The organism is Hymenobacter segetis, from assembly GCF_054776495.1.
Genome location: NZ_BAAHBV010000002.1, coordinates 1,368,171 through 1,380,982 on the forward strand (window position 1 = coordinate 1,368,171; position 12,812 = coordinate 1,380,982).

At 63.4% G+C, this 12,812-nt stretch carries 9 protein-coding genes; 6 read left to right on the forward strand and 3 right to left on the reverse strand.

From position 1 onward, the window contains the following. Positions 1–3 precede the first annotated feature (3 nt). Positions 4–1,071, forward strand: a complete 1,068-nt coding sequence (locus ACYU70_RS16235) for a patatin-like phospholipase family protein (RefSeq protein WP_460616041.1) — start codon at positions 4–6, stop codon at positions 1,069–1,071. Between the two features lie 133 nt (positions 1,072–1,204). Then, positions 1,205–2,401 carry a glycine C-acetyltransferase gene (gene kbl, locus ACYU70_RS16240; RefSeq protein ID WP_342295104.1) on the forward strand — a complete coding sequence of 399 codons (1,197 nt, stop codon included), beginning with the start codon at positions 1,205–1,207 and terminating at the stop codon, positions 2,399–2,401. Positions 2,402–2,500: 99 nt separating this feature from the next. Here the strand turns inward: kbl and ACYU70_RS16245 are convergent, their stop codons facing one another. The 3 genes from ACYU70_RS16245 to folP form a co-directional block, all read right to left on the reverse strand. Further along, positions 2,501–6,907 carry a beta strand repeat-containing protein gene (locus ACYU70_RS16245; RefSeq protein WP_342295102.1) on the reverse strand — a complete coding sequence of 1,469 codons (4,407 nt, stop codon included), beginning with the start codon at positions 6,905–6,907 and terminating at the stop codon, positions 2,501–2,503. A gap of 346 nt (positions 6,908–7,253) precedes the next feature. Then, a complete protein-coding gene (gene cdaA, locus ACYU70_RS16250) occupies positions 7,254–8,087 on the reverse strand; it encodes a diadenylate cyclase CdaA (protein ID WP_342295100.1) in 834 nt (277 codons plus the stop codon). Positions 8,088–8,240: 153 nt separating this feature from the next. Then, the gene (gene folP / locus ACYU70_RS16255; RefSeq protein ID WP_342295097.1) at positions 8,241–9,119 is read right to left on the reverse strand and encodes a dihydropteroate synthase; all 879 of its coding nucleotides are present in this window, start codon (positions 9,117–9,119) and stop codon (positions 8,241–8,243) included. Between the two features lie 112 nt (positions 9,120–9,231). Between folP and ACYU70_RS16260 the strand changes: the two genes are divergently transcribed. From ACYU70_RS16260 to ACYU70_RS16275, 4 genes are all read left to right on the forward strand, one after another. Then, complete coding sequence (locus ACYU70_RS16260) at positions 9,232–9,768, forward strand: DUF1599 domain-containing protein (RefSeq protein WP_342295095.1); 537 nt, start codon at positions 9,232–9,234, stop codon at positions 9,766–9,768. Positions 9,769–9,938: 170 nt separating this feature from the next. After that, a complete protein-coding gene (locus tag ACYU70_RS16265; protein ID WP_342295093.1) occupies positions 9,939–11,108 on the forward strand; it encodes a BT_3928 family protein in 1,170 nt (389 codons plus the stop codon). Positions 11,109–11,112: 4 nt separating this feature from the next. Then, the gene (locus ACYU70_RS16270; protein WP_342295091.1) at positions 11,113–12,171 is read left to right on the forward strand and encodes an ABC transporter permease; all 1,059 of its coding nucleotides are present in this window, start codon (positions 11,113–11,115) and stop codon (positions 12,169–12,171) included. A 38-nt stretch (positions 12,172–12,209) separates the two neighbouring features. Then, positions 12,210–12,794, forward strand: a complete 585-nt coding sequence (locus ACYU70_RS16275; protein ID WP_342295089.1) for a shikimate kinase — start codon at positions 12,210–12,212, stop codon at positions 12,792–12,794. Positions 12,795–12,812: the final 18 nt, after the last annotated feature.

Here is a 12,812-nt window from a genome sequence, read left to right on the forward strand (position 1 = left end):
AAGGTGCGTTTGCTGCTCTTGTATTTGGGAATCGGACTGCTGGGAAGTGCGGTGGCCCGCGCCCAAGCCCCTGCCTCGCCGCGCTACCGCAACCTGGTGATGGAAGGCGGCGGCATCCGGGGCATTGCCTACGGCGGGGCCTTGCTGGAGCTGGAGCAGCGCGGCGTGCTGGCCGGCCTCACGCGGGTGGGGGGCACCTCGGCCGGGGCCATTCAGGCGGCGCTGCTGGCGGTGGGCTACTCGGCCCAGGAAATTATCGACGTGGTGAATGCCACGCCCGTGCAGCGGCTGAACGATGGCCGGTTCATCTTTTTCGGCGGCACGCACCGGCTGGTGAAGGAATACGGCTGGTACCGGGGCGATGAGTTCAGTACCTACCTCGGCGAGCTGGTGGCCCGCAAAACCCAAAACGCCCACCTCACCCTCGGCGAGCTGCATGCGCTGGCCCTCAAAGAACCCACCCGCTTCCGCGACCTTTACACCACCGGTACCAACCTCACGCAGCAGCGCGTGCAGGTGTTCAGCTACGAAACCACGCCCACCATGCGCGTGGCCGATGCCGTCCGCATCAGCATGAGCATTCCACTCTACTTCCGGGCCGTGCTGCTCGATGCGGAGAACAAGGTGATAACCGGCACGCCCGCGCCCAGCCAGCCCGTGCAGGTGCTCGTCGATGGCGGCCTGCTGGCCAACTACCCCATCGATTTGTTCGACTACCCGCGCTACCTGGCCGCCGGCTTCACCGGCCCGCCCGATGCGCGCGGCCACGTCTTCAACCCCGAAACCCTGGGCCTGCGCCTCGACCGCGCCGAGCAGATTCCGCTGGATGGCGCGCCCGCCGGCCGCCGGCAGCTCGCCCCCTACGACATCACCGATTTCAACACCTACATGGGCGCCCTCTACACCGTGGCCCTCGAAAACCTCAACCCCGTGCAGCCCGCCGACTGGCAGCGCACCATCAGCATCGACTTTCTGAACTTTAGTCCGAAAATCAAACGGATTTCGAATGAGCAAAAAAAGCAGCTGATGGATAGCGGGCGCAAGGGCGCGCAGGCGTTTTTTAGCCGTTAGAGGTAGGGGCGGGGCCTGCCCCCGCCCGTCGTTGAACGGAATCGTTAGAACGGCGCTAACGACCGGGCGGGGGCAGGCCCCGCCCCTACTGACAATGTAATTTTGCTTCATTAAACTCACCATCCCACCAAATATGTACGCCACTCTCCAGCCCGACCTCACCCAGCAGCTTCAGGAAATCAAAGATGCCGGCCTTTTCAAAAAGGAGCGCATTATCACCTCGCCCCAGGGCGCGGAGATTGAAACCGACGAAGCCGGCGAAGTGCTAAACTTCTGCGCCAACAACTACCTGGGCCTGAGCTCGCACCCCGAGGTCATCAAAGCGGCCAAAGAAGCCATTGATACGCACGGCTACGGCATGAGCTCGGTGCGCTTCATCTGCGGCACGCAGGACATTCACAAGGAGTTGGAGGCTAAGCTGGCCGAGTTTCTGGGCACCGAGGACACCATTCTCTACGCGGCAGCTTTTGATGCCAATGGTGGCGTGTTCGAGCCGCTGTTTAATGAGCAGGACGCTATTATTTCGGATGCGCTGAACCACGCCAGCATCATCGACGGCGTGCGCCTGTGCAAGGCCCAGCGCTACCGCTACGCCCACAACGACATGGCCGACCTGGAAAAACAGCTGCAGGACGCCGTGGCCAAAGGCACGCGCCACCGCATCATCGTGACGGACGGCTCGTTTTCGATGGACGGCACCATCGCGCAGCTCGACAAAATCTGCGACCTCGCCGATAAATACCAGGCCCTGGTGATGGTGGACGAGTGCCACAGCAGCGGCTTCCTGGGCAAAACCGGCCGGGGCACCCACGAGTACCGCAACGTGATGGGCCGCGTCGACATCATCACTGGCACGCTGGGCAAGGCGCTGGGCGGGGCCATGGGCGGCTTCACCTCGGCCCGCAAGGAGATTGTGGACATGCTGCGCCAGCGTAGCCGCCCCTATTTGTTCTCAAATACGCTGGCCCCAGCCATCGTGGGCGCCAGCCTGCGCGTGCTAGAATTGCTGACGGAAAGCACCCAGCTGCGTGACAAGCTCGAAGAGAACACCAAATATTTCCGCGAAAAGATGACGGCCGCCGGCTTCGACATCACGCCCGGCGAGCACCCTATCGTGCCCGTTATGCTGTATGATGCCAAGCTGGCCCAGGAATTCGCGGCCCGCATGCTCACGGAGGGCATTTATGTGGTGGGCTTCTACTACCCCGTGGTGCCGCAGGGCAAGGCCCGCATCCGGGTGCAGCTCAGCGCCGGCCATAATCGGGAGCATCTGGACAAGGCCATTGCCGCCTTCACCAAAGTAGGCAAAGAGCTGGCCGTTCTGAAATAGAATACTGGCTCAGTCAACTGCTAAATCTATTTTATCAAGCACAAAAAAGCCCCGCTGGCAGCTGCCAGCGGGGCTTTTTGCTTGGCGCGAGGCGCTAACCTATTCGCGTACCACGCGCTGGGTGAGCACGCCTTCCGTGGTTTTCACGCGGAAGGTGTACACGCCCGACGCCAGGTGCGCCAGGTTCAGCGAGGCCGAGCCGGGGGCGATGGTGCTGGTGTGCACCACCTGGCCCAGCGAGTTCAGCACCAGCAGCTGCGAGGCCGTGGCGCGGGGGCCGCGCAGCTCCAGCGTGAGGCTGCCGTTGGGCGTGGGGTTGGGGTACACCCGCAGGCTCACGCCGGCGAGCGAAGCGGTTTGCGCAGCCGTTACCACCACCGCCAGCGCCGTCGAAGGTGCCGAGGCGCAGCCCGAGGTTGAGGTAATGACCACTGTGTAGTTGCCGTTCGGGGAGCCCGCGGGCAGCAGCAGGGTGTTGCTGGTACCGGCCGTGCCCACCAGGTTGCCGTTGCGGGAGAACTGGTAGGTGGCCCCGGCCAGCGCCGGTGCGCTCAGCAGAACGCCGCCGCCCGCCTGGGGCGTGGCCGTGAGCGTGGGCGTAGCCAGTCCGGCCACGATGGTGATGGTAGCCGTGGCCGTGGTGCCGGCGCAAGCCCCGGCAGCCGCCGCGGTGTTGGTTACCGTGTAGGTGCCGGCCGTCGAAGCGGCCAGGTTGATGGCACCCGTGGTGGTGTTGAGGCCCAGGCCGGTGCCGGTGGTCGAGAACGTGCCGGCCGTGGTGCCGGTGGCCAGCGTGGCCGCTACCGTGCTAGCCGAGCCCGAGCAATAAGTGCCCGATGGGTAGCTAAAAGTAGCCGCCGGGGCCGACGCGATGGCCAGCACCACCTGCCCGGTCGTGGTACACGAAGCAGCCGGGCCGGTGGGCGTGAGGGTGATGGTTACGCTGCCCGCCGTCACATCGGCCGCCGAGGGCGTGTAGGTGGCGTTGAGCGTGGAGGCATTGGGCGAGAACGTGCCCGTGCCGGTGCTGGTGTAGGTAGCGCCCGTAGCCGTGCCGGCAATGGTGCCAGCCAACTGGTAAGGCGTACGGCCGCAAGTGCCGGCCGACGCGGCCGGCAGCGAAGCCACCAGGCCCGCGCTGCCCACGTTCACCACAATGGGGGTGCGGGCGGCAGTGCCCACGCACTCGGAGCCAATCTGCCAGTTGTAGAAGAAGTAATAGTACGTGGCCAGCGTAGCGCCCGTGATACTCACCGTGCCGCTGGGCGAGGTGTAAGGGTACGCCGTGGCCGGCACGGCCGTGGTATAGTCCCGCACGAGGGCCGGCGTAGCAGAGCTCAGGTACAGCGTGTAGCTGCCGGCGGCAGGCACGGCAAAATTCAGGGTAAGCACCGTGGGCGACACGGCGGCCGTGGTGTTGGCCGGCACCGGCGCTATGATGGTGGCCAGCGAACCCGTGGTGCTCGTAGTGCTGCCCGAGAGCAGGTAGATGGTAGCGGTGCCAGCTGCCGCGTTGGCCGTGCGGTACACCGTCACGGTAGCAATGGTAGTGGGGCCAGTGGTAGTGAAATACAGGCCACCACCCGTATTGGTACCGTCAGCACCGTTGGTCAGGGCTTTGCCCACGTTTTCGGTGCCGCCCGCGAAGGCTTCGGCGTAGTACGTCGTGTTAGCCGTGAGGGCCGGCGTTACGAATGGGCTGCCGGTGCCCACGGCCGTACCGCCGGTAGCGGCCGTGAAGTAGCGCACCGAAATGCCCGCCGGCACCGTAGCCGCCAGCGTAGCCGTGCCGCCCGCGCAGGTGCTGAGCGGCGTAGGAGCCGCCGAAATCACCGGGTTATTCACCGTGATGGCGGCCACGTTGCTGTAGGCTGTGTTGGCGTTGCAGGTACTGCGCACGCGGTAGTAAGTGGTGCTGCTGAGCACCGGCGTGGTGTAGGTGGCCGCGGTAGCGCCGGCAATGTCTGTGAAGGTGCCGGTGGCGCTGCTGCTACTCTGGTACTGGAGGCTGCCGCTAGAGGCACCGGCCAGGCTCAGCGACGCAGTTCCGCTGCCGCAGATGTTGAAAGCAGCGGGCGAGAGCACGCCGGCCACCGGGGCCACCACCGTGCGGGTAGCGGCGGGGGTGAGCACGTTGTTGGCGGTGTTGGCATCGCCGGTCACGGTAGCCGTCACGGCAAAGGTGTAGGCACCCGGGACACTCAGGTTCAGCGTGTTGTTCAGGGTCACGCTCAGCAGCGCGCCGCTGGCCAGCGTGCCCGTGCTCACGGTGCCCGTGAGGGTTTGGGTGAGGCCCCCGGGCAGCGTGACGACCACCGTGGCCGTGGCCGGGTTGGTGGCAAAGTTGAGGGTGGCGGTGCCGGCGTTGCGAATCTGCACCACCACCGCTTCGGCGGCGCTGTAGCAGCTGGTGCCCGTGGCTGGGCCCAGCAGGGCTACCGGGGCAACATCGATGCCCACCGGGGTAAACTCGTAAGCGCCCAGGTCGGGCACGGTGCCGCGGGCAGCCCCCGTAATGTCTTGGGTGACGCGGGCGAGCGGCGTGCCGGCGTTGTTCAGCAGCACATTAGTGGGCAACAGGTTGCCGGTGCTGGCCCCCGCAAAGGCGGGGTCCGTCGAGATGCTGTTCGCGTCAAACACTTTGCCGTTGGCGGCTTGCAGGTCAGCCAGTGTCAACAGGGCCGCGCTGAAGTAGCCCACGTTGCCGTTGGGCACGTAAATGTCGTTGTAGTCGCTGCTGGTTGGGGCCGTCGAGTAGTACAGGCCGTACTTGGTGCCCGTGCTGGGCCGCGTGATGCTCACCACGTTGTTTTTCACCTCGGTGTTGGCCCCGGAGTTGTAGATGCCGTAGGTGGTGAAGACGACGGCCGACTGGTCGTCGGCGTTGATGGAGTTGTTGTAGATGTGGCTGAACGCCGAGCCCGAGTTGTAGATGAGGTACTGCGTGCTGGTGCCGTTGATGTTGTAGAGCACGTTGTTCACCACGTCGTTGGTGGTGGCGGCGGTGGCCCCGGTGCTGTTGGCCAGGTAAATACCGTACAGGGTGCTGGCCGAAGTCGGGTTGCCCGTGAATGGGTCGTGCAGGCGGTTTTTCTCAATGGCTAAGCTGCGCGACGAGCCGAAGGTGTAGAGGCCGTAGAAGCTGCTGGGGTTGGTGCGCAGCAAGCGGCTTATGTCGTTGCCGATGAACTGGGCCCCGTCCTGGTAGCCTGTATAAATCCCGTAAGTATAGAAATCGCGCACGTTGTTGTTGCGCACGGTATTGCCGGTGTTGAGCGAAGTCGTGCTGTTGCCGTACAGCGAAATGCCGTAGTAGCCCCCGTTCACAGTATTGCCCTCGATGAGGAGGTTGTTGGCCGAATTGCCGCTGGTGGTGGCGCTGGACGTGGAGCCGCTCACCACGATGCCGGCAAAGTTGGTCGACGTGGTGGCGATGTCCGCGTTGATAGTGTTGTTGCTGATGCGGTCATTGTCGGCCGCGTTGGTCAGCAGCACGCCGTAGCCGTAGGTGCCACTGGTGCCGGTGCCGCCGGTGGCATCAATGTTCAGGTTGTTGATGGTGGTGTAGTCGGTGCCATTAAGCTGCACCACCGCCCGCTGATTGGTATTGGCCGAGGCAAACCGGATGGTGCGCCCGCCGCCGTTCACCACAATGGTGTTGGTGGCGCTCACGCCGGCTATTTCGCCCAGCAGAAACTGCTCGGTGTACGGCCCGCCCGATACCGTGAAGGTCACCGGGCCGCTGATGCCGTCCTGGTTCAGGCGCGTAGCGGCATCGGTGAAGCTGGCGAAGTTGGTGCCCCCCGTGGCCAGGGCGTTATTAATGGTGTACGCCCCGCTGAGGGGGTTAGCCGTCTGGCTCGTCACCGTGATGTTGTCAATCGTAGCCGGGGGCTGTGCGCCGCCCGTGCCATCGTTGCGCCAGGTAAAAATCAGGCGCTGGGTACTCCCGCTGAGGCTGCCCGGCAGTTGGAGTGTGGTGCGGCCAAAGGCCGTTTGCAGGTTGATTTGGGCCAGCACCGTGACGCCGCTGGTGCTCAGCGTCGTGCCCGCCACCGGCGTAAACGAAGTGGGCGCTACCTGCACCAAGATGTAGTCGTAGGTGCTTTCGCCCGCCGCCTTCCAGTCAAAAGCCAGCTGAATGTTGCCCTGGCCGGCCGGCACGGTCACGTCGCGGTACATGTGCACGACGGACGACGAAGTAATGGTGTAGGCGTTGGTCACGCCCGCGTCGTTGCTGATGTAAGCCGCATTGGTGCCTGTGGTGGTAGGGCCGTTGCCCCCCGCCTTACCCACCGCCCACTGGTTAACCACGGAGCCGTTGACGAGCGTGAAGCTGTTGGTCGTACCCTCAAAGGTTTCGTTGAAAACCGTGGTGGTCTGGGCCTGGGCACCCAGGCCTCCCAGCAGCAGCAGGCCCGCGCCCAACAGGCGCGTCAGCTGCTTTGGTGGCGACAGGACACGGAGCCGCAGCCCCTGCTGCTCGCGGAGTATTTTTTTGTGCATCGAAAAAAAGAGTAAAGTGGATGAATACGAGGGTGAAAAAGGGGAATGAATGAAAAAGCAACCGGGTGGTAGCGCCGTAACTGGCAACGGGGTTTGCGCCGGCAGTCGGCGGGCTTTGGCTTCTGAGTGCGCTGGGTGAGTCGCACCAAAACCCAACTGCCTGAAAGGCACAGCACAGAACGTCTGAGAAAAGTAAAAACGAAAAGTTCGAAAACCTAATCCCTCCCCGGCTACCACCGGCGCCCCCACCCGCCAATCCACCACTCAGGCAGTTAGCCTTCAATAAATTACCCTCTACAAAATGAGTTGATGGATTGCGCCTTACCCTTACTCAGCGGGGCCTTTATCAGGCGGCGGCTTCGGCTTTGCGGGCAGCGTTGGCGGCACCGGGAGCCGGGGCTAACAGCCATTCGTTCAGGCGGGCGCGCAGCTCGCCGGTGCCCAGGTTGCGGAATACTTCGCCGTGGCGCACGAGGCTCATGGCCCCGGTTTCCTCGCTCACCACGAGCACCACGGCATCGGTGATTTCGCTCAGGCCGATGGCGGCGCGGTGGCGCAGGCCGAGCGAGGCGGGCACGTCGGGGTTTTCGCTCACGGGCAGGATACAGCGGGCGGCCCGCAGGCGGCCGTTGGCCACAATCACGGCCCCGTCGTGCAGGGGCGAAGTTTTGTTGAAGATGGAGAGCAGCAGGCGCTTGCTGATTTCGGCATCGAGCCGGTCGCCGGAATCGGCGAAAGCCGTGAGGTCGGCGGTCTGGGTGAAGCAGATGAGCGCGCCGGTGTACTTGTTGGAGAGGCTTTTGGCGGCCTCCACGAACGGGCTGATGGGCAGCGGGGCCACCTCGGCTGGGCGGCCCCAGGCCCAGCCGCGCATCCGCTCCAGGGCCGTGGCCTTGCCCACGTTCAGCAAAAACCGCCGGATTTCCTGCTGAAACAAAATGATGCTGGCCAGCACGCCCACGCTCATAAACTGCCCCAGAATCTTGGTGAGCAGCTCCATGCCCGTAGCCTTCACCACCAGATAGAGCAAGTAGAACGACACCAGCCCCAGCGCCACATTCAGGGCCACCGAGCCGCGCAAGAGCTTGTAAAGCTGGTAGAGCAGCACCGTCACCAGCAATACATCGGCCGCGTCAATCCAGCCGAAGTGCAGGAAATTGATGGGGAATGGGCCGGTCATCGGGTGGGTTGGGAGAATGAGGAGACGCTTGTCATCCTGAGCATAGCGAAGGACCTTATCACTGCTGAACTAGTTGCAGTAGTTTCAACCGGCCCAGACGTGACAAGGTCCTTCGCAAGCTCAGGATGACAAACGCCCTTCAAATTACGGCCTTTATTCCGCCATTGGAAAGGTGTTGGCAAATAATTGTATGGTTTGGCGGGCTTCGGCCACGTCGTGGGCACGCAGGAGCTTAGCGCCGCCTTGCAGGGCCACCATGTGCAGGGCCGTGGTGCCGTTGAGGGCCGTTTCGGGGCCGAGGCCGAGGGGGCCGTACACCATTCGCTTGCGCGAGAGGGCGGCCAGCACGGGCAGGCCCAGCGCCTGCAGCTCGGGCAGGCGACGCAGCAGCTCGTGGCTTTGGGCGGCCGTTTTGGCGAAGCCGAAGCCGGGGTCGAGCAGCACCTCGGTCACGCCCATGGCGCGCAGGGCGGCCAGGCCGTCGCGGAAATAGCGCAGCAGGGTGAGCACCAGGTCGTCTTCGTAGTGCGTGAGCTTGGCCATGGTTTGGGGCGTGCCGCGCAAGTGCATCAGCACGTAGGGCACGCGCAGGCGGGCCACGGTGGCAAACATTTCCTTGTCGAGGGTGCCGCCGCCCACGTCGTTCACCAGGTCGGCCCCGGCGTGCACGGCGGCTTCGGCTACACCGGCCCGGAAGGTATCGGCGGAGAGAAAGGCCTGCGGAAATTCCCGGCGCAGGGCTTCCACGGCGGGCAGCAGGCGGCGGGTTTCTTCAGATTCGGAAATATCTTCAGCGCCGGGGCGGGTGCTGTAGGCCCCGAGGTCGAGCACGGCGGCCCCAGCGTGCAGCATGGCTTCGGCGCGGGCAAGGAGGTCTTTTTCCGAAGCCACGCGGCTATCGGCAAAGAAGGAGTCGGGCGTGAGGTTGAGGATGCCCATCACCTGCGGCCGGCGCAAATCGAGCAGGCGGCCGTGGGGCGATAAAAGTGAATGGGTGAATGGGTGAATGGGTGAATGAACCAAAGAACGCATGAGGCAGGATTCGGGGCTACGAAGGCTCAATATCCAACCACGAGGGCGAACTTGCGGCAGTGAAGCCGGTGCTGCGCTCATTCACTCATTCACCCATTCACTTATTCACCCATTGAACACCCCCGAACACTACGACCTGCTGCTGGCCCGCTGCCGCACCCTGTTTCTGGCTAAAACCCACGACTACGGCACGGCGTGGCGCATTTTGCGCCTGCCCTCGGTCACGGACCAGATTTTTATCAAGGCCAACCGCATCCGGACCATTCAGGAAACGGGTGTGCAAATGGTGGCCGATGACGTGAACGAGGAGTTCGTGGCCATCATCAACTATTGCCTCATCGCCCTGATGCAGCTGCACCTGCCCAAGGAAACCCCGCTCGACATGGCCCCCGATGCCGTGGCCCTCGCCTACGACCACGAAGCCGCCGAAAACCGCCGCCTGCTGCTGGCCAAAAACCACGACTACGGCGAAGCCTGGCGGCAAATGCGCGTAGCCAGCATCACGGATTTGATTCTGATGAAGCTGCACCGCGTGAAGCAGCTCGAAGACATCGGCGGCGCGGCCCTGGTGAGCGAGAGCGTGGAAGGCAGCTACCGCGACATGCTGAACTACGCGGTGTTTGCGCTGATTTTGCGCGGGGAGGGGTAGAACGTCATGCAGAGCGCAGCGAAGCATCTTGCCCGCCACCATTAATTAGTTATAGCACGCGAGATGCTTCGCTGCGCTCTGCATGACGTTCTTGTTCATGACGTTCTTATTAATGTCTCATAACCCCACACCAAGCCCCTGCGTTTTGCCACCGGCTTACCTTTGTTTCTATGTCTCCAACTAGCTCCGCTCCGGCCGTCGCGCCGGCCCCTCATTTGTTGCGCACCATCACCCGCGTGTGCTGGTTTTTGCTGGGCGCGCTGTTCATTTTTTCGGGCCTGATTAAGCTGAACGACCCGGTGGGCACGGCCTACAAGCTGGAAGAATACTTCGAGGTGTTTGCCGTTTCGGTGCCCGCGCTGGAGGGTTTCTTCTTCTGGTTCAAGGACATTTCGCGCACGCTGTCCATCCTGCTTAGCTCGCTCGAAGTGATTCTGGGCGTGGCGCTGCTGCTGCGCTGGCACCTGCGCATCACGCTGTGGGTGTTGCTGGGGCTGCTTATTTTCTTCGCCTTCCTCACCTTCTATTCGGCGGCCTTCAACAAGGTGACGGACTGCGGCTGCTTCGGCGATTTTATCAAGCTCACGCCCTGGACCTCGTTTGCCAAGGACATGTTCCTGCTGGTGCTGTGGCTGGTGGTGTTCACGCACCAGCGGTTTTTGCGGCATTCCTTCGTCACGGGCACGTTCGGGATTATGGTCATGACGTTTGCCACGGCTATTGCCATCGGCATTGGGGTGCGGGCGCTGGGCCACCTCCCCTACTTCGATTTCCTGCCCTATAAAGTCGGCAACGACATTGGCAAGCTGATGAAGCCCGCCGAGCCCGCCCAATACCGCTACACGATGACGCGCAACGGCGAAACCAAGACTTTCGACGCCTACCCCACTGATACCACCTGGAAATACCAGGCCATGGAATCGCTGAATCCCAAAACCTCCACCCCGGTCATCACCGATTTCGAGGTATCGGATGTCAACGGCAACTCCTACACCCAGGAGCTGCTGAAAGGCAGCAAGCTGGTGCTCATCGTGCAGAACACCAACAAGACAGACCGCGACCGGTTCACGGCCATCAACAAGCTGATGGAAGATGCCGCCAAGTCGCGGCGCGGCATCACGGCGCTCACCATCACCAGCACCAGCGCGGCCAAGTTCGACTCGTTCCGCCACGACGTGAACCTGGCCGGCCCCTACTATTTCGCCGATGCCACGGTGCTCAAATCCATCATTCGCTCCAACCCCGGCCTCATGGTGCTGCAAAACGGCGTGGTGAAAGCCAAGTACCACTACCACGACATTCCAGAACTGTGGCAGATAGAAAAGGTGCTCAAGGAGTAACGGTATGCTCGCCTTCATCCTCCGCCGCTTAGCTCAGGGCGTGCTCGTGCTGGTGGGCGTGGCCTGCACGGTGTTTCTGCTCTTCAACGTGCTGCCCGGCGACCCCGCCGCGTTGCTCGCTGGCCAACGCTCCGACCTGGCCACCAAAGCCGCCATCACCGCCGACCTCGGCCTCGACCAGCCCCTGCCCGCCCGCCTGGTGGGCTACCTCAACGATATTTCGCCGCTGGGCCTGCACCCCGCCGACTCGGCCGGCCGCGCCCGCTACGGCGGCTTCGCGCTGCTGCCGCTGGGCACTAAAGCATTGGTACTGAAAACGCCCTACCTGCGCCGCTCCTTCCAGAGCAATAAGGACGTGCTGCGCATTCTGCTCGATTATTTCCCCGGCACCATGTGGCTGGCGCTGGCGGCCATGCTCATTGCCAGCGTGGGCGGCGTGGCCTTTGGCGTGGTGGCGGCGCTGCGGCCCCAGTCGTGGCTCGATAGGGTGCTGGTAAGCACCTCGGTGCTGGGCATTTCGGTGCCGTCGTTCGTGGCCGCCATTCTTATTGCCGTCACCTTCGGCTTCTACTGGAGCCATTGGACGGGCCTGAGCCTCACCGGCCAGCTCTATGAAACGGACCCGTTCACGGGCGAACGGCACTTGGTGCTGCGCAATCTGCTGCTGCCGGCCGTGGCGCTGGGCATCCGGCCGCTGGCCATTATCACGCAGCTCACGCGCTCTAGCATGCTCGATGTGCTAAGCCAGGACTACATCCGCACAGCCCGCGCCAAAGGTCTGAGCCGCACCGCCACCGTGCTGCATCACGCCCTCCGAAACGCCCTGAACCCGGTGGTCACGGCCGTGTCGGGCTGGCTGGCCTCGCTCATGGCGGGCGCGTTTTTCATCGAATACATCTTCAACTGGAAAGGCCTGGGCACGGTGACGTTACGCGCCGTCGAGAACCTTGATTTTCCGGTGGTTATGGGTTCAACGCTGTTCGTGGCCGCCCTGTTTGTGCTGATAAATATTGTAGTGGACGTGTTATACGCCGTGCTCGACCCGCGCGTGAAGCTCAGCTAAAAGCTGCGCCAGCATAATCTCAATTCACGTCAGGACTTGTGAAGCAGCCTCTCCCCGACTCCATCATTTCTCGCGGCGGCTCCGGGCACTTGAGCCTGGTGGGCCTGCCCGGCGCGGGCAAAACCACGCTTGGCCGCCAGCTGGCCGCCCACTTCAACCGCCCCTTTCTGGACTTGGATGTGGCCATTGAAGCCCGCACCGGCCGCAGCGTGCGCGCCATTTTTGCCGAAGACGGCGAGGCGAGTTTTCGGGCTGTGGAATCTTCGGTGCTACGCGAGGCCCTCGCCCACGCCGGCCCGCCGCTGGTGCTGGCCACAGGCGGCGGCACTCCGTGTTTTCACGACAACATGGCGCTGCTCAACCAGGCCGGCCCCACGCTCTGGCTCGATGTGCCCATCGAGGTGCTGGCCGCCCGCCTGCCCCCCGAGGAAGTAGCTAAACGCCCCCTGCTGGCCGCCGCCGGCGGGGCCGAAGCCTGGCTGCGCGAAACTCTTGCCGCCCGAAGTAAGTTTTATGCCCAGGCGCGGCTGCGGTGCGGGGCGGCCTGCACGTTGCCGGCCGTGGTGGCCCAGCTGGCGGGGGCCGGATTTGCTCTGCCCGCCACATTGCCGCCTGCATCGTAATTTTGTTAATTGATTCGT

Excerpts from the sequence above, each read along its gene's own strand:
- ACYU70_RS16265 (WP_342295093.1), top strand. The coding sequence starts at position 9,939 with ATGTCTCCAACTAGCTCCGCTCCGGCCGTCGCGCCGGCCCCTCATTTG.
- ACYU70_RS16245 (WP_342295102.1), bottom strand. The coding sequence starts at position 6,907 with ATGCACAAAAAAATACTCCGCGAGCAGCAGGGGCTGCGGCTCCGTGTC.
- ACYU70_RS16270 (WP_342295091.1), top strand. The coding sequence starts at position 11,113 with ATGCTCGCCTTCATCCTCCGCCGCTTAGCTCAGGGCGTGCTCGTGCTG.
- cdaA (WP_342295100.1), bottom strand. The coding sequence starts at position 8,087 with ATGACCGGCCCATTCCCCATCAATTTCCTGCACTTCGGCTGGATTGAC.
- folP (WP_342295097.1), bottom strand. The coding sequence starts at position 9,119 with ATGCGTTCTTTGGTTCATTCACCCATTCACCCATTCACCCATTCACTT.
- kbl (WP_342295104.1), top strand. The coding sequence starts at position 1,205 with ATGTACGCCACTCTCCAGCCCGACCTCACCCAGCAGCTTCAGGAAATC.